Source organism: Methanomassiliicoccales archaeon (assembly GCA_013415865.1).
Classification (GTDB): domain Archaea; phylum Thermoplasmatota; class Thermoplasmata; order Methanomassiliicoccales; family UBA472; genus MVRC01.
In genome coordinates this window covers 1,545,496-1,569,178 of sequence record CP058896.1, presented here as the reverse complement: position 1 = coordinate 1,569,178, position 23,683 = coordinate 1,545,496, and the positions used below count along the sequence as shown (strand labels likewise).

24 protein-coding genes are annotated in these 23,683 nt (G+C 53.8%); 17 read left to right on the top strand and 7 right to left on the bottom strand.

What is annotated here, in order from left to right:
- Positions 1 to 9: 9 nt before the first annotated feature.
- Genes HPY73_07995 through HPY73_07980 form a run of 4 tightly spaced genes read right to left on the bottom strand, consistent with a single transcriptional unit; the run spans position 10 to position 6,059 of the window.
- Positions 10 to 1,521: a Ni/Fe hydrogenase subunit alpha gene (locus tag HPY73_07995; GenBank protein QLH75380.1), complete on the bottom strand. Its 1,512-nt coding sequence runs from the start codon at positions 1,519 to 1,521 to the stop codon at positions 10 to 12.
- A gap of 3 nt (positions 1,522 to 1,524) precedes the next feature.
- On the bottom strand, positions 1,525 to 2,544 hold the full coding sequence (locus HPY73_07990; GenBank protein QLH75379.1) for an oxidoreductase: 1,020 nt from the start codon (positions 2,542 to 2,544) through the stop codon (positions 1,525 to 1,527).
- Between the two features lie 15 nt (positions 2,545 to 2,559).
- Positions 2,560 to 3,018, bottom strand: a complete 459-nt coding sequence (locus HPY73_07985; protein QLH75378.1) for a hydrogenase iron-sulfur subunit — start codon at positions 3,016 to 3,018, stop codon at positions 2,560 to 2,562.
- Positions 3,018 to 6,059 (bottom strand): CoB--CoM heterodisulfide reductase iron-sulfur subunit A family protein, encoded by a 3,042-nt coding sequence (locus HPY73_07980; protein ID QLH75377.1) that lies wholly within the window; start codon positions 6,057 to 6,059, stop codon positions 3,018 to 3,020. The genes HPY73_07985 and HPY73_07980 overlap by 1 nt, the downstream gene beginning before the upstream one ends.
- 442 nt (positions 6,060 to 6,501) lie before the next feature.
- Here HPY73_07980 and HPY73_07975 point away from each other — a divergent pair, with 442 nt between their 5' ends.
- From HPY73_07975 to HPY73_07915, 13 genes are all read left to right on the top strand, one after another.
- The gene (locus HPY73_07975; GenBank protein QLH75376.1) at positions 6,502 to 7,233 is read left to right on the top strand and encodes a hypothetical protein; all 732 of its coding nucleotides are present in this window, start codon (positions 6,502 to 6,504) and stop codon (positions 7,231 to 7,233) included.
- A 138-nt stretch (positions 7,234 to 7,371) separates the two neighbouring features.
- Positions 7,372 to 8,397, top strand: a complete 1,026-nt coding sequence (ftsZ, locus tag HPY73_07970) for a cell division protein FtsZ (protein ID QLH75375.1) — start codon at positions 7,372 to 7,374, stop codon at positions 8,395 to 8,397.
- Positions 8,398 to 8,407: 10 nt separating this feature from the next.
- On the top strand, positions 8,408 to 8,755 hold the full coding sequence (locus HPY73_07965; GenBank protein ID QLH75374.1) for a hypothetical protein: 348 nt from the start codon (positions 8,408 to 8,410) through the stop codon (positions 8,753 to 8,755).
- A 65-nt stretch (positions 8,756 to 8,820) separates the two neighbouring features.
- Positions 8,821 to 9,540: an archaeal proteasome endopeptidase complex subunit alpha gene (gene psmA, locus HPY73_07960; protein QLH75373.1), complete on the top strand. Its 720-nt coding sequence runs from the start codon at positions 8,821 to 8,823 to the stop codon at positions 9,538 to 9,540.
- A 10-nt stretch (positions 9,541 to 9,550) separates the two neighbouring features.
- Positions 9,551 to 10,246: a ribosome assembly factor SBDS gene (locus tag HPY73_07955; protein QLH75372.1), complete on the top strand. Its 696-nt coding sequence runs from the start codon at positions 9,551 to 9,553 to the stop codon at positions 10,244 to 10,246.
- A 69-nt stretch (positions 10,247 to 10,315) separates the two neighbouring features.
- Positions 10,316 to 11,023 carry an RNA-binding protein gene (locus tag HPY73_07950; GenBank protein QLH75371.1) on the top strand — a complete coding sequence of 236 codons (708 nt, stop codon included), beginning with the start codon at positions 10,316 to 10,318 and terminating at the stop codon, positions 11,021 to 11,023.
- A 12-nt stretch (positions 11,024 to 11,035) separates the two neighbouring features.
- Positions 11,036 to 11,812 carry an exosome complex exonuclease Rrp41 gene (locus HPY73_07945; GenBank protein QLH75370.1) on the top strand — a complete coding sequence of 259 codons (777 nt, stop codon included), beginning with the start codon at positions 11,036 to 11,038 and terminating at the stop codon, positions 11,810 to 11,812.
- A 5-nt stretch (positions 11,813 to 11,817) separates the two neighbouring features.
- A complete protein-coding gene (locus HPY73_07940) occupies positions 11,818 to 12,591 on the top strand; it encodes an exosome complex protein Rrp42 (protein ID QLH75369.1) in 774 nt (257 codons plus the stop codon).
- A gap of 5 nt (positions 12,592 to 12,596) precedes the next feature.
- The gene (locus HPY73_07935; GenBank protein ID QLH75368.1) at positions 12,597 to 12,890 is read left to right on the top strand and encodes a 50S ribosomal protein L37ae; all 294 of its coding nucleotides are present in this window, start codon (positions 12,597 to 12,599) and stop codon (positions 12,888 to 12,890) included.
- A gap of 22 nt (positions 12,891 to 12,912) precedes the next feature.
- Complete coding sequence (locus HPY73_07930; protein QLH75734.1) at positions 12,913 to 13,020, top strand: DNA-directed RNA polymerase subunit P; 108 nt, start codon at positions 12,913 to 12,915, stop codon at positions 13,018 to 13,020.
- A 6-nt stretch (positions 13,021 to 13,026) separates the two neighbouring features.
- Positions 13,027 to 13,269, top strand: coding sequence for a hypothetical protein (locus tag HPY73_07925; GenBank protein ID QLH75367.1), 243 nt, complete (start codon positions 13,027 to 13,029; stop codon positions 13,267 to 13,269).
- The gene (locus HPY73_07920) at positions 13,262 to 13,636 is read left to right on the top strand and encodes a prefoldin subunit beta (protein QLH75366.1); all 375 of its coding nucleotides are present in this window, start codon (positions 13,262 to 13,264) and stop codon (positions 13,634 to 13,636) included. The genes HPY73_07925 and HPY73_07920 overlap by 8 nt, the downstream gene beginning before the upstream one ends.
- A gap of 45 nt (positions 13,637 to 13,681) precedes the next feature.
- Positions 13,682 to 14,638 (top strand): DHH family phosphoesterase, encoded by a 957-nt coding sequence (locus HPY73_07915; protein ID QLH75365.1) that lies wholly within the window; start codon positions 13,682 to 13,684, stop codon positions 14,636 to 14,638.
- On the opposite strand, the gene HPY73_07910 is transcribed toward HPY73_07915, so the two are convergent.
- Entirely contained in the window at positions 14,639 to 15,694 is a 1,056-nt protein-coding gene (locus HPY73_07910) for a tyrosine--tRNA ligase (GenBank protein ID QLH75364.1), read from the bottom strand.
- A 444-nt stretch (positions 15,695 to 16,138) separates the two neighbouring features.
- On the opposite strand from HPY73_07910, the gene glnA reads away from it, so the two are divergent.
- From glnA to HPY73_07890, 4 genes are all read left to right on the top strand, one after another.
- Positions 16,139 to 17,563, top strand: a complete 1,425-nt coding sequence (glnA, locus tag HPY73_07905) for a type I glutamate--ammonia ligase (protein ID QLH75733.1) — start codon at positions 16,139 to 16,141, stop codon at positions 17,561 to 17,563.
- A gap of 114 nt (positions 17,564 to 17,677) precedes the next feature.
- On the top strand, positions 17,678 to 18,343 hold the full coding sequence (locus tag HPY73_07900) for a hypothetical protein (protein QLH75363.1): 666 nt from the start codon (positions 17,678 to 17,680) through the stop codon (positions 18,341 to 18,343).
- Entirely contained in the window at positions 18,330 to 19,385 is a 1,056-nt protein-coding gene (locus HPY73_07895) for an NAD(P)/FAD-dependent oxidoreductase (protein QLH75362.1), read from the top strand. Before HPY73_07900 ends, HPY73_07895 begins: the two co-directional genes overlap by 14 nt.
- Positions 19,375 to 20,601 carry an NAD(P)/FAD-dependent oxidoreductase gene (locus tag HPY73_07890; GenBank protein QLH75361.1) on the top strand — a complete coding sequence of 409 codons (1,227 nt, stop codon included), beginning with the start codon at positions 19,375 to 19,377 and terminating at the stop codon, positions 20,599 to 20,601. Before HPY73_07895 ends, HPY73_07890 begins: the two co-directional genes overlap by 11 nt.
- On the opposite strand, the gene HPY73_07885 is transcribed toward HPY73_07890, so the two are convergent.
- Entirely contained in the window at positions 20,602 to 22,188 is a 1,587-nt protein-coding gene (locus HPY73_07885) for an aldehyde dehydrogenase (protein ID QLH75360.1), read from the bottom strand.
- A 57-nt stretch (positions 22,189 to 22,245) separates the two neighbouring features.
- Positions 22,246 to 23,604, bottom strand: a complete 1,359-nt coding sequence (locus HPY73_07880) for an FAD-dependent oxidoreductase (protein ID QLH75359.1) — start codon at positions 23,602 to 23,604, stop codon at positions 22,246 to 22,248.
- Positions 23,605 to 23,683 lie beyond the last annotated feature (79 nt).

Below are 23,683 nucleotides of genomic sequence, written 5' to 3'. Positions count from 1 at the left end.
GAAGGGGTTTCAGTAGTTCTGGAGCACCTTATACACTGATCCATCCTCGCGCCTGATGACGGCCCTCATCGGCATCTGACCGGGCAGGGTATGCGTCGCACAGGAGTTGCACGGGTCGTAGGCACGGTATGCCATTTCGACCATGTTCAACAGGCCGGGGGACACTTCCCAGTTCTTGATCAGAGCCTTCGCCGCCTTCGCGACGTCCAGGTTGATCGGGGCGTTGTTGTTCGTTGTACCGACCACCAGGTTGACGAAGGTCGTGATGCCGTTCTCATCCGCCTTATAGTGGTGCGTCAAGGTCCCACGGGGGGCCTCGAGTATGCCCACACCCTCTCCGGGGGTGTCAAGCTTTGCTCGGATGTTGGTGTCGGTGATCTCCTTGTCCTGGGCAAGCTCAAGCATATGCTCTGCCGCATACAATAGCTCGATCACACGGGCCCAGTGCATCGCCATTGTATAGTGTATCGGTCCTTTTACGCCCAGGTCGCGGAACGTTCCCTTGTACTTCTCGTACTCGGCCTGCGCGAGCGGGGTGGTGAATCCCTTCGCAACATTCAGCCTGGACAATGGGGTCGCTCGGTAGATGCCCGAGTCCTTTCCGTCCTTGAGCCCCTTCCAACCGACCTTCTTGAAGTAACAGAACTTCTCATACGACCACGGGAGCACATGCTCGGAGATGTTGTCAAGGTATTGCTTCCCAGTGTACCTTGCGACCTCGTTCCCGTCCTGGTCGATCATGACCTGCTGGCCATCGTAGAAGTTGACCTTCCCGTTCTTGTCGACGGTCCCTAGGTTGTAGGTCTCCTGGTAGAAGATGTCCTTGTTGAGCACGATGTCCATGTAGTCTTTGTTCTTCAGGACAACATCAGCGAATATCTGCTGTGTGAACTTTGCGAACTCGACGCAGGACTTTGCCATGGCCTCGATCTTCTTCCGCTCATCCTCGGAGATCGCCTTGGCCATCCCACCGGGCAGACCGCAGACGGGGTGTGTCGCCTTGCCGCCGATGATCTCTTGGACCTTCTGTGCGTACGAGCGGTGCTTGATGACCTCTGCTCCAACTGGAACGCCGACCGCTCCGACAACGCCCAGGATGTTCCTCTGCGCGGCAGGCGCGGCCGGTCCTAGCACGAAGTCGGCCGCAGCCAGGGCGTAGAAGTGCGCGATGTGGCTGTGCACATAGTGTGCGGCGTAGAACAGCTCACGGAGCTTCTTCGCCGTCTCTGGCGGCTCTGCGTTGTATACGCCATCCAAGGCCTTGGTGGAGCACAGATGGTGCGCTCCAGGACAGACACCACAAAGGCGTGAGGTGATCTTGTTCAGGTCCTCGACCGACCTTCCGATGCAGAAGCGTTCGAAACCTCGAAGCTCAGGCACCTGCCAATAGGCGTTCGCCACGTTACCAGTGTCATCCAGGAATATCTCTATCTTACCATGTCCTTCCAAGCGGGTGATCGGGTCGATCGTGATACGCTTGGATGTGCTCTTGGTCTTCTCGTCGCTGAGTATCGGGGCCATTTCTTATGCCTCCTTCTTGACCGGTTTCTTCTTCTCGACGACCCTCTTCTTTATGATCGACTTCGGCATCGTATAGCAGTAGAAGGTCCCCATGGGGTCCTTTACCTGCGACATCAGCGCCGCGATGTCCTCTTCAGTGAGGAGGGCCTCCTTCTCATCTACCTTATATACTGAGGCCAAGGCAGAAAGCATGCTTCCGCCCTGGTCCAGGACCTCGGCGGTCGGCCCCATGCATCCACGGCACGGCTGGTTGCCTTCCAGGCACTTTGCCCCGCAACCTGCCCTGGTGGAAGAGCCGAGGCAGATGATCCCTTGTTCGAGCATGCACTTCTCTGGATCGATCGGTATCTCATGCGGCATGTAGATGCGCTCGATCCTCTTGACGCTCTTTTTCCTCTTGCACTCGTCGCATAGGGTCTTCTGTGACGCGATGACCGCTCCCTTCGGGGGAAGAGGTGCACCTTCCTTGACGTGCTTCTCCACGATGCCCAGGAACTCGTTGATAAGGTTGGTGGTAGGTGGGCATCCGGGCATGTAGTAGTCTACGTCCACGACCTGGTCAAGGGTCATGACCGTGTCATAGAGCACTGGCAGCTCGAGCTCTCCGTCCTTGGTGTGCGTCTCGACCTGTGGGAACACCTTCTCTACGTTATCAGAGGTCGGGAGCTGTGTGTACACATATTCCAATATCTCCTTCCTGTTGGTCAGGTTGCCAAGACCGGGAACTCCGCCGTAACAGGCGCAGGACCCGAAGGAGACCATCAATAAGGACTTCTGCCGGAGCAGCTTGGCCATATGCTCGTTCTCGCTGTTCCTGACCGCCCCGTTGAAAAGCGTACAGGTGATGGACTTGTCGGGCATGGCCTCAATGTCCTTGACCTTGCCATCGACCGCGATCGGCCAGAACACGATGTCCGCGATCTCGGCGACACCAAGGATCTTCTCGTCGATGTCCAGGAGGGCGACGTCGCATCCCCCGCAACCGGCTCCCCAGTAGTGGGCCAATGTGATTTTGTTTGTCATGTATCCACCTCTTGCTTACTCCTCGTTGATCGGGTTCGGTCCGAGCTCCCTGATCGTCTCGTCGAACTCTTTGATGGTCTTCTGGAACTTCGCCCCCTCAGAGGCAGAGACCCATTCCAGCTTCAGCCTGTCGGGGTTGAAACCATACTGTTCCAAGAGGACACGTAGCAGCGCTATCCTCCTGCGGGTACGGTAATTTCCCCCTATATAGTGGCAGTCCGCCGGGTGGCATCCTAGAACCAATACGCCATCCGCTCCATTCGCGAAGGCGCGCAGGACGAACTCAGGGTCGACACGCGCAGAGCACATGGTCCTTATGACACGGAAGTTCGTGGGCATCTGCAGTCTGCTGACCCCGGCAAGGTCGGCGCCAGCATAAGAGCACCAGTTGCAGCAGAAGACGATCAGCTTCGGCTCCCATTCTTCAGTACCGGTGGCCTTCGGTTCAGCATGTGCGGTCTGTTGGGTGGACATCACTTAGCACCCCCTTCAAGGGCCGAGTCGATCTGAGCAAGGATCTGGGCGGTCTTGAAGCCTTTCTGCTCCAATGCTCCAGATGGACATGCTGCCACGCAGGTCCCGCAGCCCATGCAAAGGCCTTCGTTTATGACGGCCTTTAGCTTCGCTGGGTCTCTCGGGTCCGAGCCCACGATGGTGATCGCGCGGTACTCGCATACCGGTTCGCAGACGCCGCACCCGTCACAGATCATGTCGTTGACCGCCGCTATGATACCCTGGGTCTCCAAGAACTCCTTGGATATCACAGTGATGGCCCTGGCGGCCGCGCCCGATGCCTGAGCTATCGTCTCATCTATGAATTTCGGCCAGTGAGCGATCCCTGCCAGATAGACACCGTTGGTGGCGAAATCGACGGGGCGCAGCTTCATATGCGCCTCAAGGAAGTATCCGTCCTTCGACAGAGGTACTTTTACCATCTTGGCAAGCTCCTCGTTGTCAGGGTTCGGCCTTGTCCCGGTGCTGAGCACGACGAGGTCGGGCTTGACCATTACCTCTCCTCCGAGCACCTGGTCATGGGCGACGAGCTTCAGGACGTCCCCATCCTTCGACAGGACAGGGTCCTTGTCCTCAGGGAACCTGATGAACTTGACACCAAGCTCTCCAGCCTCCTTGTAAAGGAGCTCGCGGAACCCATAGCTTCGGATGTCCTTGTGGAAGATGTACACCTCGGTCTCGGGATGTTTCTTCTTGATCTCTATGGCGTTCTTTAGCGCCTTGGAACAGCACACGCGGCTGCAGTACGGGACCTCCTTGTTCCTTGAACCGACGCACTGGATCATTGCGACCTTCTTGCCTTTGAAGTGGCCATGGTACAGTTTGTCCTCAAGCTCGTTCTGGGTCAACACACGCTTGTCCTGACCGTACATGTATTCCTTTGGCACATACTCCTGACCGCCCGTCGCGATGATTATCGCTCCGGTATCCAGCTCCTTCTGTCCCTCAGGTGTCTTGACCTTGACCTTATAGTTGCCCACAAAGCCTGAGACATCCTCGACGTGCGAGTTCATGTATATCTTGATGTTGTCGTTGGCCTTTACCTTCTCGATCAGCTCGCCCATGTACTTGTGCGGGCTCATCCCGCCCTCTGCGGTGTAGAGGTTGGCGAGCTTTCCTCCGAGCTTGTCGGACCTCTCGATTAGGTCGACATGGAAGTTCTGGGCCGCTATGTCAAGTGCGGCGGTCATACCTGCCAGTCCACCTCCGACAACGACTGCCGAGTGAGTAACCCCAAGCTTGCTCTTAGTGAGAGGCTCGAGGAACCTCGACTTGGCAACGGCCATCCGGACCAGGTCCTTGGCCTTGGCGGTGGCCTTCTCGGGCTCATGCATGTGGATCCAAGAGCACTGGTCACGGATGTTGGCCATCTCGAAGAGGAACTGGTTCAGACCGGCCTCTTTTATAGTGCTCTGGAACAGCGCCTCATGTGTACGCGGGGTGCAGGAAGCGACAACCACCCTGTTGAGGTTGTGCTCCTTGATCTTCTTCTTTATGAGCTCCTGCGAGTCTGCGGAACATGTGTACTTGTTCTCCTCAGCGTAAACAACGTTCGGCAGGGTCTTGACATACTCCACGACGGAAGGAACATCTACCGTTGCGCGGATGTTGATGCCACAGTCGCAGACGAACACCCCGATCCTAGGCTCCTGACCTCTAACATCGGTCTCTGGGGTTTCCTTGACGACCTGGTCAATGCTGATCCTGTTGTCAAAGACGTGCCTACCGGCCTTTGCCGCTGCACCAGACGCTTCAGCGACGGTGGTCGGGATGTCCTTGGGGGAGCTGAAGGCGCCCGTCACGTATATACCAGGCCTGTTGGTCTCCAACGGGTTGTATATTGTGGTGTTGCAGAATCCATACGGGTTCAACTTGATACCAAGGCGGTCGGCGAGCTCCTTCGCGGATTTTGTCGGCTCAAGTCCTACTGACAATACGACCATGTCGAACTCCTGCTCAGACACATCGTCCCCTACGCTGTACCTGAGGAAAAGGTTCTTTGTCTCAGGGTCCTCATCGATCGATGCCACCCGGGTACCACGATACATCTTGATACCGTATTCCTTCTCGGCCCTGGCCCGGTAGTCCTCGAACTCCTTGCCGAAGGCTCTGATGTCCATGAAGAAAATGTGAGGTTCAAAGCCCGCAGTGTGCTCCTTGGCGATGATGGCCTGCTTCATGGCATACATGCAGCAGACGGAGGAACAATATGGGTTTCCGACCTTCTCGTCACGAGACCCGACACACTGGATGAAGGCGACCTTCTTGGGCGTCTTGTGGTCGGTCGGCCTCACGACGTGCCCCGCATATGGACCGGTAGCGCTCAATATCCTTTCGAACTCGAGCGAGGTCACGACATTCTTGAAATCTCCATATCCATACTCGCGCTTGACGCGCGGGTCGAAGGCATCGAACCCGGGTGCCAGGACGATCGAGCCCACATTGATCTTCTCAATGACCTCCTTCTGCTCGTAATCTACGGCGTCGGCCGGGCAGACCTTCTTACAGTTGCCGCACCTCTGCTTCGTGAGCCAGAGGCACTTTGAAGCGTCGATGGAGTACTTCATCGGTACGGCTTGAGCATATGGGACAAATATCGCCTTCCTTTGGACCATTCCCACTTCATACTCGCTCGGCGCCTTCGAAGGGCATTTCTCTGCACAAAGCCCGCAGCCGACACAGCGGTCCTCACGGACATACCTTGGGTGCTTCTTCAAGGTGACCGTGAAGTTCGGGGCTTCGCCCTCGACACCCACGACCTCGGTGAGGGTCATCATCGTGATCATCGGATGCCTTGCAGCTTCTACAAGCTTCGGGGACAAAATGCACATCGAACAATCGTTCGTGGGGAACGTCTTATCCAGCTGTGCCATCACGCCACCGATGCTTGGCTTTCTCTCGGCGAGGTAGACCTTGAACCCGGATTCAGCCAGGTCTAGTGCTGTCTGAACCCCTCCAATGCCTCCTCCTACCACCAGAACGGAACCAGTATTTTCCGACATTCGTGCTCCTCCTACCTTTCATCAAATATTTTGTTCACCTTTATGTTATGGACGCACAACTTTCCCCGAGAACTGGGTTGCTATTGATGCGTCTGCACGGTCCGTGCAATTTCTCCCCTGATTTTCCACCCTGTATCTTTCATTACGAAACATCGTTCCGTTATATGTGCTACCATATAGCAGGGTGTTTTTCCCATCATGCCGCAGAGCGTATTTCAACGTTTTGAAATTCATCAGGCCGATTGATGAATCAATCATACGAATGTTCGTTATTACATTCTATTTAAATCAGTTTCGGTTTTTTACTTTGTCAATCCTGAAGAAAAACTTACTGTATCCCTACGATGAGATGTATACCAACCGATAATTTGATAGTAATTTATAATTGTGTGATCGGGTGGTAAGACCTCCCGGCTCTGCATACAACATATGAGGATATGTGTTGGTAATGATTGGAAATGTGGGCAGGAGAGGTAGAGGCTCAGAAGGGGTCTCCAATATTCTCAAGAGGGCCTTGAAGGGCGCCTTTGATAGGATACGTTCATTTCCTGGAGATGATAAGAGAAAAAGGCGCCGGATATCAACAAGGTCGCGTCCGGAGGTCAAGGTCATAGGTCCTAAGGTAAGGAACCTGAAGTGCACCATGTGCATGGGCTTTATCAAGGTCGGCCTGCAATATGCAAAATGCGAGTGCGGAGAGACCTATCATGTGGCATGTCTCGTGCGCACGGGATTCTGTCCAATATGCGACCGGAGATGGAGCGAGACCGATGTCTCCTCCATTACAAAGGTCAATGGCGATCCTTCAATGGCACCAGATATTAGGAACCTTGAGTGCCCGTCTTGCGGAGAGGCGGTAAGCTATCTAGACCTTGAATGTAGATGCGGGGCGATATTTGTCAAGGACAACGATTCATTTCTCTGCCCTGATTGTGGGGGAAGGGTGGGATTGAATGACATGGTCTGTCTAGGATGTGGAGAAAGGTTCCGTGATTGCGAGATCGTCACCTGCCCGGAATGTGGAAGGAGGTTCGATGCTCTGGAGGGGGCATGTGTATGTGGCACCTTCATCGGTGACATCTGTCCGAACTGCGGGGAGGAATTGGGTCAGGATGATATGATGTGCCCGAAGTGTGGGGTTGAGATAAATGTTGTCGAACGAGGACCTAGATGATTGATTTTTATCGACCCCAGATAACAATCGATATATATTTGTATATAAATATAGAACTCGGGATGGGTGCACTTGAACCAATTTGAAGACCGTGACATCGAGAGCGAATTAGCCAAGTCTGCTAGTACAGGGCCACAGATGCTGAGCGAGGATGATGAGGAGCTATTGAAGCTTGTCCAATCACTCAGGATCAGGATATCGATCATCGGGTGTGGGGGAGGTGGCTCGAACACAATAAGAAGAATTACACAGGCTGGAGTGACCGGTGCGACGATCGTTGCCTGCAACAGCGACGCGAGGCATCTTTTATCGATACAGGCGCCCAATAAGATACTATTGGGAAAAGGGACGACCAAGGGGCTCGGTGCAGGTGCGATCCCAGAGGTTGGTCAGAGGGCGGCCGAGGAGTCAGAACCTGAGCTCAGAAGGTTCATTGAAGGGGCCAATATCGTATTCGTCACCGCCGGGATGGGCGGGGGCACAGGGACCGGGTCAGCACCGGTCGTTGCGGAAATGGCAAGGCGATATGGGGCATTGGTCATCGGAGTGGTCACCTTACCTTTCAAGGCGGAAGGAAAGCTCCGGATGGAGAACGCCATGAAAGGATTATCACGGCTTCAAGAGCATTGTGACACTGTCATTGTGATCCAGAACGAGAGATTGCTCGAGATAGTCCCAAAGTTGCCCATCGAGGCCGCGTTCAAAGTAGCTGACGAGGTGTTGATGCAATCTATCAAGGGCATCACCGAGGTCCTCACAAAGCCTGGTCTCGTCAATGTGGATTTCAATGATATCATGACCATAACCAAGAACGCTGGCCTTGCGATGATCGGGCTAGGAGAGAGCGATTCAGACGATGAGAGGATCGATAAGGCGGTCGGAGAGGCCATGTCCTCGCCACTGCTGGGAGAGGTCGACCTTCACGAGGCCAAGGGAGCATTGGTAAGGGTCGTCGGCGGACCCGACATGACAGTGGCGGAGGCCGAGAGGGCGGCAGAGCTCGTCAGCGAAAAGGTGAACCCCCGTGCCAGGATCATTTGGGGTTGCAGCGTGGAGCCAGAGGCCACAGGACGGGTCCGAGTGCTCGTGGTCATAACCGGGGTCCGCTCAGGAGCTCTTGCACCAAAGACGGAGCCGTCAAGGCAACAGCCTAGAACAAGATGAGAGCGCCCATATGACCGTAAAGGCCAAAAGAGGGAGACGAAGATATGTTTACTTCGTTACCGTCGCTGGAAAGTATGTGCCTTATGAGGACCTCCTTCGCACCCTGATCACGCCCTGTGAAAGGGCAGGCCTCAGGTCAATAAGGTTGATACAATTTGATGGAAGGGCGGGCATCGTCCGATCTTCCCTCACTGACCTCCCTGAATTAAAAAGGATCATCGACCATCAAGGGTCCGAACATTTCAGGTCGATAAGGACCTCGGGGACTTTGCGCGCTCTGAGGAACCGATATTTCAAGAGCACCGGGCAGAAGGAAAGCGAGGCTAGAGATGGCCAGCATATGCAAGGCGATCTATAAGGTTGGCCAATAAATATATATTGCCTCGTTTCTTAGGTGGTCCGATCAGAGCAAGGAGTGATTAGATGCAGCCAGGACAAATGGCCTACGATAGGGCCATCACCGTTTTTTCGCCAGATGGAAGGTTGTTCCAGGTTGAATATGCCCGCGAAGCGGTCAAGAGAGGCACCACGACCGTTGGACTGAAGTTCAAGGATGGGGTGGTATTGATCGTTGATAAAAGGATCGCCAGCAGGCTTATGGAACCGAAGTCCATCGAGAAGATCTTTCAGATCGACCACCACATCGGATGCGCAACCTCAGGGCTTGTGGCGGATGCCAGGATCCTTGTGGACCAAGCAAGGGTTATCGCGCAGATAAACAAGATCACGTACGATGAGAATGTTGGTGTTGAAGACCTTGTGAAGAGGATCTGCGATTATAAGCAGAACTATACCCAGTATGGTGGAGTGAGGCCATTCGGGACGGCGCTCCTTGTGGCAGGGGTAGATGATCTTGGAGAGCATCTCTTCGAGACCGACCCCAGTGGTGCACTTGTCTCGTATAAGGCCGGCAGCATCGGCGCAGGAAGGAACGCCGTGATGGAGGTTTTCGAGGAGGCATACGAGGAAGGGATGTCCCAAGATGCCGCGATAGTCCTTGGTCTCAGGGCGCTCAAAAAGGCTACCGAGGAGGAGAACCTCAACCCAAAGGCCGTAGAGATCGGACTCGTGAAGAGGGGAGAGAGCTTCCGCCGCCTTTCAGAACAAGAGGTGGAGGCCTACATCAAGCAGGCAAGCGCCTGATGGGGTCCAGATGGTCGATATTGAAGATGCGATCGTGGCCCGCCTCGAGTCTCATGGTGAGTCCTTCGAGGTCCTGATAGACCCAAAGGTGGTCAATTTGCTCAAAGAGGGCAAAGAGGCCGACCTGTTCGATTACATGGTCATAGATGAGATCTTCAAGAACGCACATAAAGGTACAAGGGCGTCCGAGGACAAGCTCAAGGAGGTATTTGGGACCACTGATACTGTGGAGATCGCCAAGCAGATAATCCTCAAAGGAGAGGTGCAATTAACCGCACAACAGCGGAAAGAGATGCTGGAGGCAAAAAGAAGGCGTGTTATATCTGAGATCGCCAGGAACGCTATCAACCCTCAGACGGGCGGACCTCATACGCCGCAACGCATTGAGATGGCCATGGAAGAGGCCAAGGTCCATATCGATCCCTTCAAGCCGGTCGATATGCAGGTGAACCATGTCCTCGACAAGCTGCGCCCGATCATCCCGATCAGGTTCGAGAAGATAAGGATAGCAGTAAAGCTGTCAGCGGACGATTATGGTAAGTGCTACGAGGAGATCACGCACTTCGGTAAGATCATAAAGGACGAGTGGCAAAAGAACGGAAGTTGGATCGGTATTGTGGAGATGCCTGCCGGAATGAGAGATGATTTCTTCGATCACATCAACCGTAAGACACATGGTAATGCCGAGTTCAAACAATTGAAATGATAAAGGTCGCAAGTAAGAAACGAATGTGACAAAACAGCTTAAACAATAAGAATGGAGTTGAGCAACTTTATGAGCAAAGAGAACGTCGTGGTGTCGCGCGAGGTAGTTCTACCAGGGGATCTATTGGACACCGGAAGGTTGAAGCCTGGAAGTGGCGCATATATGGAGGAGGGGAAGGTCTTCGCCGCGCAGCTGGGCATCAAGAGCGTCAAATCGAATTTCGTCAATGTCATACCGCTAGGCGGGAGGTACATACCCAGCCCTGGTGACACGGTCATCGGAAAGGTAGAGGATATAGGACCTTCGAACTGGCTTATCGATATCAATTCACCTTATCCCGCACCCTTGCATGTCACTGAGGTCCCTTGGAAGGTCGAGTTCGGTGACACATCAAGGTTCCTAGGGGTAGGGGACACGATCATGGCAAAGGTCCTGATGGTCGATGAGACAAAAAGGGTCCAGGTGACCATGAAGGAGCAGGGCCTTCGGAAATTGCAGGGAGGTCAGGTCATAGAGATATCCCACAGCAAGGTGCCCAGGGTCATCGGCAAGGGCGGTTCGATGATCCAGATCATCAAGAACTATACTGCCTGTAGGATCTTCATTGGGCAAAATGGCAGGATCTGGCTCGACGGTGATATCGAGAACATGATGGTCGCGATAAGGGCCATCAAGATGATCGAGGAGGGGGCACAGATGGCCCACCTCACTGAGAAGGTCAAGGAATATCTGGAATCCGTCACGAAGAAGACGACGGTCGATGAAGGGTCCGATTGAACGGTGATCGATATGGGTGGAAACAGCAATGTCAAATTGATCGATGAGAACGGGATCAGGATCGACGGCAGAAGGGCCGACGAACTGAGGCCTATCAAGATAGAGGCAGGTGTCCTGAAGAACGCGGATGGCTCTGCATATGTAGAGATAGGTAAGAACAAAGTTCTTGCTGCGGTCTACGGACCGAGGGAGTGTCACCCTAGGCACATGCAGAACCCGGCGAAGGCGATCGTACAGGTGAAATACAACATGATATCCTTCTCAGTGGACGATAGGAAGCGCCCAGGGCCTGACAGGAGGTCTGTTGAGATATCCAAGATAATATCCGAGGCGATGGAGCATGTCGTCTTCACCGAGAACTATCCCCGCACCTCGATCGATGTCTTCATCGAGGTCTTGCAGGCGAACGCTGGAACGAGATGCGCAGGTCTGACGGCAGCTTCGGTGGCACTTGCGGACGCGGGTATACCGATGAAGGACCTGGTACCAGCTATAGCCGTGGGCAAGGTCAACGACCAGATAGTGCTCGACCTCAACAAAGAGGAGGACAACTTTGGCCAGGCAGACCTTCCGATAGCAATGATCCCCAGAACAGGGGAGATCGTGCTCATGCAGATGGACGGTCACATGACTTATGATGAGTTCAACTATGCCTTGGAACTGGGCACTAAAGCATGCAAGGAGATATACGAACTTCAGAAAGACGCTCTGCGCCGCAGGTATATTGTAGAGGCGTCAGAGCCTGACCAGCAGGAACAGGCCGTCGCCGGTCCTGACCAGGAGGCCTGAGGAACATGGCGCGTGCAGTAGTATCAGAGATAAAAAGAGACCACATCCACAAGCTCCTTTCGAAGGGTAAACGTGTGGACGGTCGTGCCTGGGACGAGTTCAGGCCTATCACGATCGAGACGAACTACGTTGAGTCTGCAGAGGGCAGTGCCAGGGTCCACCTGGGCAACACTGATGTCCTTGTCGGTGTGAAGATGTTGATCGGAACACCGTTCGAGGACACCCCTAACAAAGGCGTGCTCTCCACGAATGCTGAGCTCATACCCATGGCCTCGCCTTCCTTCGAGGCAGGGCCGCCGGACGAGAACTCGATCGAGCTGGCGCGTGTCGTGGATAGGGGGATCAGAGAAAGCCAGATGATCGACCTTGAGAAACTATGCATCGAACCAGGAAAAGAGGTCTGGATGAACTTCGTCGATATCTATGTATTAGACTATGATGGTAACCTCTTCGACGCATGCTTCTTGGGAGCGGTCGCGGCCTTGAAGACGGCAAAGGTCCCCGCCAAGGCGAATGGCAAAGGTGAGGACTTCATGATGCCTTTGCGATCCCTCCCGGTCTCGTGCACGGCCGTGCAGATAGAAAACTCTATATTATTCGATCCGACTCTCGACGAAGAAAAAGTGGCCGCTGCTCGCCTGACCGTGACCACTGACGAGAACGGAGACCTCAGGGCCATGCAGAAGGGCCTTAAGGGCGCTCTCACGATCGACCAGGTCAAGAACGTCATTGAGAATGCGCAGAGATTGAGCAAGGACATCAGACAATTGCTAGGGTGATTACGATGGCAAAAGGTACAGAGAAAATGGGAAGCGCCGGAAGAATGGGCGCCAGATACGGCGTGGTGGTCCGCAAGCTCACAAGGGACATCGAGAAGATAGAAAGGTCGAAATTCGAGTGCCCGACCTGTCACCACTCCTCTGTGAAACGGAAGGCCTCTGGGATCTGGGAGTGTAGACATTGCGATACCAAGTTCGCTGCGGGCTCCTATGCGCCGACCATAAAGAGCATCACCTCCAAGGAGCTTGAGGTGAATGATAAGGAGACCACCAAGGGAGGGGTGAAGGACGACCTATAAGTGCGGAAGTTGCAACAAGCCCATCCGCTCCAATAATGTCAATGCTGTCGGTATGCAATGCGAGAATTGCGGCAGCAAGATCTTCTATAAGGAGAGGCCGAACGTAAAGAAGGTCATAAGGGGAAGATGAGCTGCGATGCTCAGGGCCGTGCTCAAGGTGGAGACCCCCTTTGCAGACACCATACTTGCATCCCTGACCCCAGAAGCAGGCCGCGAGATACCAAGGACCAAGGTACATGCGGAGAGGGAGGGTGGAGCAGTGGTGCTCCGTGTTGAGGCCACCGACGTATCGGCCATGAGAGCAGCGTTGAACTCCTATCTTAGGTGGATGGTCATCGCGGAGAACATGAGCAAGACCATAGGTGAGACACATGGATGAAATGAGCCCTAAACTACAGAATCAGATCGCACAGTTCCAGCAATTGCAACAGCAGCTCCAAGGCGTCCTCCAGCAGAAATTCAGGATGGAGGCACAGTTGAAGGAGCTGGAGATGACCATCGAGGAGCTCAAAAAGATAGGCAGTGAGACGCCTGTCTATAAGAGCATAGGGTCCCTGATGATAGCTGTGAAAGACAAAGACGCCCTTCTCAAGGAGATAGAGGACGACAGGGAGACCACTGAGGTAAGGGTCAAGACCCTGGACCGCCAGGAAAAGATGTTCCGTGAGAAATACCAGCTCATGCAGGACCAGATCTCCAAGGCCCTCGGCCAGGGACCTGGCGCGGCGGGAGAGGAAGAGAACTGAAGGCGAGACCTCTCAAACGCCTTTTCCTTGTTTTCATGAGGCCAGATGTTCGAATCCGTTCTTGAAAGGTTCCGGACAGGAAGGAAGCTGATCCTTATTCATGGCAATGCGGACCCGGATGCCTTTGGATCGGCCTATGCGATAATGAGGACGTTCCCTGACGTCGATATATGTGCCCCAAATGGCCTGGACAGGGTTTCTAAGGTCATTTCAAAGAACTTTGGATATGAACCGCTCTCAAAGGCGGATGTCGATCACTACGATACCATAATCGTCGTCGACACCAGCTCTCCTGAGCAGCTCGGGGCGATGAACTCGCATGATGGAGATTGGATCGTCATCGACCATCATGCGAGATCGGACAAGTGGGGTTCGTGCCACTATTTCTGTGATGAGACGAGGAGGAGCTGTGCCGAACTTGTATATGACCTGATACGTGAATCAGGCTCAAAGTTGGGGAAGGATGCTGGTCTCGGGCTGCTGGCCGGCATGATGACCGACAGTGGTCACTTCCGCTTTGCGACACCAGGACTTCTATCGTATTTCGCGATGATTCTTGAAGAGACGGGGATCCAGATGGACCAGGTCTATGACCTGACCGACCTTGAATCCGATGTTTCCGAACGGATCGCCATGCTCAAAGGGGCACAGAGGCTCAGGTTCGAACGCGTTGGAGATTATATCGTGGCCGTCTCTCTGGGGTCTTCGTTCGAGAGCTCGGTATGCAAAGGGCTCCTCTCCATTGGTGCGGACATCACATTTGTGGTCTCGCAAAGGGATGAGTCCTTCCGCCTGAGCGCGAGGGCAAGACAGGAGATGGTCAGGGCGGGGCTCCATCTTGGAAGGATGCTAGAAGATATTGGAAAAGAGGTCATAGCAGAGGGCGGAGGTCATCCTGGAGCGGCGGGCCTCACGGGCATTGGTGACGCCGAGGCCATCTCCAACATATGTATGGCCAGATCGATGGATTTCCTCAGGTCTCTGGTCAAAAAAGAAAAATGATCATCGTAGGGCCTTGAGCCCAGCAACAATCTCTTTGACCTTCTCATAGTTCTCGGGCTTTCTCGCAAAATAATCTCTGACGGGGGCCAGGGTGTCGGCCAATGCCTCAGCGACATTGTTCTTAAGGTCCATCGGATGGACCTTGCCCGAGAGGTATGCTGCCTCAAGGTCGGCATATTCGGTGAACTCAACATCCCCTCCAAATTTCTCTGGACGCCTGATGGCGATCTTATCGACCCTTTCAAATAAAATGAACTTTGCTATTTGCAGCACCGGGTTTCCTTCGACCTCTGGAGGGCAAAATGCCTTTGAGATCTTTCTTCGAATCTCCTCAGGGGTGTCATGGATCAGGATACCACTGTCCGGGTCGCTCTTTGACATCTTGGCTGCCAAAGGGTCCATCCTATTCCCTCCCTTAAGACCAGCTATAAGAGGCGTATGCAATGCGACCGCTTTTTTCCATCTAAGACGGTCGGCAGCCTCCCTCGCCAACATGTGGGCCTTCCTCTGGTCCATGCCAGCATATGCGACGTCCACATCCATCTGGAAAATGTCCGCTGCCTGCATAAGGGGATAGAGAGTTTTCGAGGAGTCCATCTCCGCTTCGTCCTCGTTCCTTCCCATTATGGTGAGGGCCCTCTTGACCCTGGTGAGGCTGGAGACCTTGCCTATCTTCATTACCTTCTCCCAATATGTGATGTCCATTATCTCAGAAGCTAACTTGAACCGTACTTTGTCCCTAGGTACCCCTAGCGCCTCGAAACAGTCTTTCATGTACTCCGCGCAGGTCCTGATGTTGTTGATGTCCCCTCCTAATTTGTCATTCAGGTATGCATGCCAATCAGCAAGGAATATGATCATATCGAAGTTCGCATCGATCATGTTCTTGACCTTTTGCGAGCATACCATCCAACCTATGTGCACCAGACCGGAAGGTTCGAATCCGATATAACCAACAGGCCTTTCCTTCGTCGCCAAAAGATGGCGAAGGTCCTCGGGCGTCACAATTTCCTCGGCGTTCCTTGCGACTAGTTGGAATCTGTCCTCCAGGTCCATATCGATCGAGGCTGAATGAGCGCCGTGTTATTTAGCGGTTGTCCGGGAGCGGCTCACGTGACAGAATACTATACGAAATGTGCCTTGAGGTCATACGAGGTCACAGATAGAATGTCTATACATTACATTTTGCTCATCACTGAACCCCTCTCCTTCAAGGTCTGACATGGCTCCAGGTTATACAAGGGTGAATCGACATATTCTTTCTATTTGCTATACATTTGTATATATTTTTAATTTTTAATGAGATAAATGACTAATAAATAAAAGTTATATTGTAGATTTATCTATGGCATTTTGCGGATCCTACGTCAATCTCGGAGCGGTACTGAATGTCAGTGATCTAAAAGGAGAGCGCAGAAATCGCCCTGTTACCGCAATGAGCACACGTTGGATGATATAGACCGCATGAGAGTGAGGAACGAGATGGCAGAAGTGAAGAGCATGGAGAAGTTCGAAGATAAGATAGAGAGCGTCATGAAGATGGCCAAAGATGTTAAAATGGTCGACTTCAAGTTCGTCGATCTTCCCGGAACGTTACAGCATGTATCCATTCCAGTGAAAAAGCTGGACCGGGAAAAATTCGGGGATGGTCATGGATTCGATGGCTCGAGCATCCGTGGTTTCGCCCATATCAACGAAAGTGACATGCTGCTCATGCCAGATCCGGACACTGCGATAATCGACCCTGTCTGCAAGGTCCCGACGCTCTCAATGATGTGCGATGTTGCCGATCCGGTCACCAAGGGCCGTTTTGAGAGGGACCCCAGATATGTGGCGCAAAAAGCGGAAGAATATCTAAAGGCCACGGGAATAGCAGATACATCATACTTCGGACCGGAATTGGAGTTCTTCGTGTTCGACTCGATAAGTTTCGATCAGAACCAGAACTCTGGCTATTATTACATCGATTCCGAGGAGGGGATCTGGAACTCAGGAAGAAATGGAACGGTGAACCTGGGCCATAGGCCACGCAACAAAGAAGGTTACTTTCCTGCCCCTCCTGTCGATACCTTGCAGGACTTCAGGTCGGAATGCGTCATGAGGATGGAGAACTGTGGGATAGAGTGCGAGGTCCATCACCACGAGGTCGCCACAGCTGGACAGTGCGAGATCGGGATGAGGTTCGGACCGCTCACCAGGCAGGCCGATAAAGCGATGCTTTACAAATACATCATTAAGAACACGGCGCATGAGTTCGGGAAGACGGTTACGTTCATGCCAAAGCCCCTCTATGGAGATAACGGCACAGGCATGCATGTGCACCAATCTTTGTCGAAAAATGGAAAGAATGTGTTCTACGATGAGAAGGGATACGCCCTCCTCAGCGAGACCGCCATGTACTACATCGGTGGCCTCCTTGAGCACTCCCCAGCATTGCTGGCGCTGACCTCCCCATCCACGAACTCATACAGAAGGCTTGTTCCTGGATATGAGGCGCCTGTCAATCTGGTCTACTCTCAGAGGAACCGCTCCGCGGCGATACGCATCCCGGTCTATAGCAAAAACCCGAAGGCGAAGAGGATTGAATATAGACCACCAGACTGCACCAGCAATCCATATCTGGCCTTCGCCGCTATGCTCATGGCAGGATTGGACGGCATTAAAAGAAAGATCCATCCAGGAGAACCCCACGACATGGACCTTTTTGAACTCTCACGTGAAGAAGCTGCAAAGATAAAACAGGTACCAGGGAGCTTGGAAAAGTCGCTCGAGGCCCTTGAGTCTGACCATGATTTCCTCCTGCAAGGCGGGGTGTTCACAAAGGACCTCATCGAGACATGGGTGGACTATAAGAGGCACAAAGAGAACGATGCCATAAGGCTAAGACCGCATCCATGGGAGTTCTACTTGTACTTCGATTGCTGAGGATGCATTGGGAAGAAACACCATTTCCCCCCCCCCCAAACCTTTTCCTATCTTTTAAGAATGGGTCGGTCGTTGTAGGGACGCGCTCTGAACGAATGCGCCGAAGGACTGAGGATGAAAGGTGACGGTTTTTTCCCTATGGTCGCATATGGTCTGGCCACACTTTCCTGTGGCATCATGGCATGGACATATTCGATCATAGCAGATGAGGTTCACCTGCACCATGTGATCCTTATCCCATTCTCATTCATTTCCCTTGGAATGCTCATCAAATACGGAGATGAGTCGTACGATTCCGGATGCTTCAGCAGAAAGCTGTCAAATGTGCTTTCAGTCCCTTGTGGGATGTGGATGGGGGGTCTGATCTATTTCGACCCGGACTCGGCCACTATCTTCATCGGGCTTCTTCTGGCCCTATTGGTCGCGGCCAAGTATGACAATGCTGCGTTCAAACTTGGGTTCGGAATTGCTTTCGGGGCATCGGTCATATCCCTGATCGTCAACCCAGGGAATATCAGCTATCTGGGGATACTATTGGTCTTCATCGCCGCATTCGCGGACGAGCTCGTCAATGATCATGCAGATGTGGCTGAGAGAAAAGACGTCCTCGGCCTCATCATGAGAGAAAGAGTGGTCTTAAAAGTTGTCATCCTGGCCTTATGTGCTGTCTCCGTCCTTTCATCTTACCTTTATTTCTTCGCGTTCCTTGGTTTCGATATGGGCTATTCATTCGTCCATCGATATTCGGTCTGGAAGGGGTGTGGAGATGCCAAGGCCTGAGGTGGTCGTCATAGGCGGAGGGCCAGGCGGGATGATGGCGGCCCTGACCTTGAGAAGGGAGAGAAGGGACATGAGGGTCGTCCTCGTCGAAAGGCTGGACGATGATAAGTTCCCTCGATACCATAGGATGTGCGGTGAGGGGATATCCCGTGCTGGGCTTGACCTCATTGATATCGATTACGAGCCGTTCATCATGAACACGATAACAAAGGCCGTCGAGCATTGGCCTGAAGGGATCGATATTGAGACGGCCATCGACGGCTTCATCATCGACCGGCCTAAACTGCTGATGAGCATGAGGAAGGAGTTCCTTGACCTCGGTGGCGAGGTGGTCCACGGTGCGTTGGAGGAGATAGATGCCACTGGCCCCAAGGTCAGGATGAGGGTCTCTGACCACACATTCATGACCTCGGACCATGTGATCGCAGCGGACGGCGCTCGTTCCATCGTCAGGGAGAAAGTGTTCGGTCAAGGCATCGATCTGATCTGGACGGAACAGTATGTCCTGGACCAAAGGACCGAGGATGACAAGATCGAGTTCTTCTATGATGCGAAATACGGCGGGGGTTATCGCTGGTCGTTCCCGAATGGAGACCGGACAAGGATAGGATTTCCCAAAGGGACCGAGCCTGCGCCTGATGGTCATGTCGAGGTCCATAGAAGGGCGATACCGGTCGGACAGGTGAGGACCATCGTGGGCAACAATGTATGCCTCGTGGGGGATGCGGCAGGCCAGGTCAATCCCATCACGTTCGGAGGGGTAAGGATGGCACTGACAGCTGGATGGATGGCGGCCGAGGCGATAGCGAATGATGATATCATGTCGTATCACAGCAGATGGTGCTCATCCCCGTACGCAGACCCTGTCTTCAAGAAGGGGTATGACTTGATATGCAAGATGGACAATCGTGAAATGGCCAAGGCCGTGCGCCCCTTCAGGGAGGGGTTCTCCAAGATAAGGGCCGCCTCGGCGGTCGTTAAGGATCCTCGATTATTGCCATTGTACCGTTCGTTTGAGAGGTCGATGAGATATGGCTGGTGACATATTGGGCTGCGATGTGCTGGTTGTCGGGGCCGGACCAGCAGGGTCGTCCGCAGGCAAAGCATCGGCAGAGAGGGGGGCAAGGACCCTGGTCATCGACAGGAAGAAGGAGATAGGCACACCAGTACAGTGCGGCGAGGTCGTAGGGCTTTCTCTGCTGAAGATGTCCGACCTAAAGATACCTCGTTCCCTGGTCTGTGCAAGGCAGGGTTTCACAAGGTTCGTGATATCTCGGAGCTGGACCATCGACAATGCCTCCCCATATTGGGAAAGCATGACGGTAGAGAGGAAGGTCTTCGATAAGTACCTGGCAATGGAGGCGGCACGCGCAGGGGCCTCTGTACAGGCGGACTGCAGGTTGATATCGGCAGAGCTCGATGGTGACGATCTGATCAGCGCTTTGGTGAGACATCGGGGGAAGGATGTATCAATCAGACCGAAGGTGGTCATAGCTGCTGATGGCGTTCATTCGACCGTTGCCAAGGTCCAAGGTGTCGAGGGGTTCGAGGGTGATGGTCTGGCCAAAGGTATCGAGTTCGAGATGGTCTCAAAGAGGAAACTGCCTCCCTGTATGCAGATATTCATCGAGCCAGAGATAGGTCTTGGATATGGATGGATCATCCCCAAGGGACCTTACAGGGCCAACGTCGGGCTGGGCCTTGTGGGAAGGTCCGCCTCCCGAAGGGATTTTCTCTCTGACTGGATCAATGATCATCCGATCGTCTCGCAATATTTTGACCCTGACAAGGTCCTCGAGGTCAAGGCTGGGGATGCTCCGGTCCCAGGATTCAAAGGAGGCCCCTTCAAGGGCAATGTGCTTTATGCAGGTGATGCAGCAGGCCAGACATTGGCATTCGTCGGTGAGGGGATCATCCCATCCTACATCTGTGGCTCTGTCGCCGGAAGATGTGCGGCCAAAAAAATTTTGGATGCCAACTATGATCTCGCTGATTATGACATTGAGGTGCGTAGGGCGGTCCAGGCGGAGATGGAGCTCGGTACGGACCTCAGGGATGCCCTGGTGGTGATCTGGTCTCTCCCCGAGCTTACCGAGGTACAGAGATCTCTTATCTCGGGCCTTATTATGAACGAGCTCGTAAATGAGGATGATATGGTCCTCCTCTCATCTGTCCCGGACGAGGAGGAGATGTTGACCTTGGCACGTGAGAGGATCGGATCGTCTGGAAGGCCGATAAAGATCAAAAGGGCGATATGATCAGTCCCGTCTCTTCATGAGCTTCAGAAGGCCGGCCAATCTGATGACCGGTCGAGCGGACCTTCCTTCGAACAGCCCGTCCAGCATTTTATCGATCCCTTCCAGGCGCTCTTTATCATATGGCGACCACCAGAGGTCCTGTGGATACCTTCCATCGTCGATGTGGATGTGCTGATGTTCCATTAGCTCTTGGAAACCAAGATCGCCGTGCGTTCTCCCGAACCCGCTGTCCTTACTTCCTCCCCAGGGCGTCGCCCCGAGACCGTACGTATAGACAGAATTATTTACCATGACCGTTCCTCCTGGCATCCTCTTGGCCAGGTCCTTTCCCTTTGAAAGGTCGGAGGTCCAGACCGACGCCGTGAGCGCCATGGGATTGTCCCATGCCTTGTTGATCGCTTCCTCTTCGTCCTTAAAGGATAATATTACAACTATCGGCCCGAATATCTCCTTTCTGCAGATCTCCATCTCTTGAGAGACGCTCCCAAAGATGGTAGGTTCGAAAAAATGCCCCTTCAGCCCATGTGGCCTTTTTCCCCCGGTCAACAGCTCGGCACCTTCCTCGAGCGCCCTCGCGACGACCCTCTCCATCTCCTCGACCGCCTGTGCTGAGATGAGCGGCCCTATCGAGACATCAGGGTCATCAAGGCCATCCCCTATCTTGAGCCTCCTGACCCTCTCGACCATCATGGAGGTGAACCTCTGGACCACGCTATCGTGCACATATATGCGCTTGACGCAGGCACACGTCTGCCCTGCGTTAACGAAGGAGCCCCATACGGCACCCCGGACCGCTCTTTCGAGGTCTGCATCAGGCAGGACCACCATAGGGTCCTTTCCTCCAAGCTCCAGGGTCACCGGGGTCAATGTCATCGAGGCGGTGGCCATGACCTCCCTCCCCGTTTCCGTGCTGCCTGTGAATATGATCCGATCAACACCAGAGGTGACCAATGCCTCCCCCACGGTCGACCCAGGGCCGCATATTATATTAATAAGGCCTCTGGGGGCTCCAGCAGACTCGAAGATCTCTTTTACGAGGAGGGCTGTCATGGGTGTGTAGCTCGAGGGTTTCATTACCACCGCGTTACCTGCCGCGACCGCCATGATCGCCTGGGAATAGGGAATACCGAACGGATAGTTCCAAGGAGCGATTATTCCTATGACCCCCAGTGGCCTAGGGGAGATGTATGAACGCCTCCCGAGGAGCCTGAAGGTCGTACCTAGTCGGCCATAGTCCACTTTACTTTCCTTGAATTTGGATTCCATGACGTCGACGCAATAATCCCCGACGCTGAGCCCGGCCATTATATCGGTTGCTATGGCCTCCAATCGTGGCTTCCCTGTCTCGCCGTTGATGGTACGGACAATCTCCTCCTTCCTTTCGAGGACTGATTCCTGGACCTGGACGAGGACCCTCCTTCTTTCGTGGACAGTAAGCTCCATCCAGGCCTTTTGTGCCTCTCTCGCCTCCTTGACGATATCGGCCACGCTCTCAGGCGGCGTGCATTCGACCTCGGCGAACTTCTCAAGGGTCGCAGGGTTCGTTACCCTGATCTTACCGTTTACCCTCTCCTTCCTATCATCCATTGTACCGGTCACGGCATCGTGAATCGCATCATGATAATTGAATCCTGCCGACGGACCTTATTGGGGGACTAGCTTGCGCGCCACGTCCTCGATGGCGTCGAACACCGTATCGCGGACCATCGAGGTCGGAGGGCAGTAGGCGTTCTCCATCTCGTTGAGGAACTCCTCGACGGTCGTACGCTTGTTGATGACCGCGGAGAGCCAATTGATCCTTCCATTGACTTCTTCTCCCGCGATGACCTGGGCCCCTACCAACCTGTGGGTAGAGACGTCGGCCAGGACCTTGACGGTCAAAGGCTTCCCTCCTGGGTAATATCTGGCCCTTGTCAGGCCGGAGGCCTTTCCCTCGACCGTCCTTATGCCATAATAATCGGCCAGTCCCTTTGATAGCCCTGCTCCTCCTATTTGGATTTCGCCTATGAGACTTATGAACGGGCTCGATACACCTGGATGTGTTGCATACCCGCCTGCGGCGTTGATCCCTGCAACGCGACCTTGCCTTAACGCCGAGGAACCTAACTGGCTCATCGTCGGGCCTGGTGCCACCGAGGACTCGCACATGACGACGTCGCCTGCAAGATAGACATCCTTCAACAACCTCCCCTTCCTGTAGGGCTGCAATGTCGGGCTGACACGGACCGCACCCAAAGCTCCTATGTCCAGACCGATCATGTTCGGTAGTTCAAGATTGGCCCTGACCCCTGTGGCCATGATGACCATGTCACATGGGATCTCCCTCCCACTGACAATGACCTTCTCGACCTTCCCATTTCCTGAGATCGATCCAAGAGGTGTGCCCAACATGAACCTTATTCCCAACGACTCGCAATGAGACTGGACCTCTTTGGCCATGTCCTGATCGATGATCCTCGGGACGACCTGATCGAACATCTCCACCACGGTGACGTTCTTGCCCCTGTGCCGTAAGGCCACTGCCATCTCTAGACCGATGACGCCAGCACCAACGACGACGACGTCGCTCGACCCAGGGAGCGCATCAAGGATCGCCTGGCCATCGCTGATCCATCTTACCGGGAAAACGCCAGGAAGCTTCGTACCCTCCACGGGCGGAAAAAGCACAGTACCTCCAGTGGCAAGGACCAAAGAGTCGAACTGATAAGCCTCTCCCTTAGATGTCGTCAATTTCCTGGCATCAACGTCGACGGAGGTCACCTTGGTCGATGTGTGGACCTTGATCGCACGTTCCTTCTCATACCATTCTGGTGTGTGCATCACGATCGATCCGAAATCTTTTATTTTTCCCTCGATCACGAAAGGGATGGCGCAAGGCGAATAGGCTATGTACCGGTCCTCCGTGAAAACATCGATGATGGCATCTCTCGAGACTGAGCGGGCCGTCGATGCGGCGGTCATCCCAGCGGCACCTGAACCGACAACAATGATCCTGCGGGCCAATTCGGCTACCTCGCCAGCGGATTCTATAGCCTGAATATAAACTGTTCCTTGGATAGGAGATGCTCCGAACCATTACTAC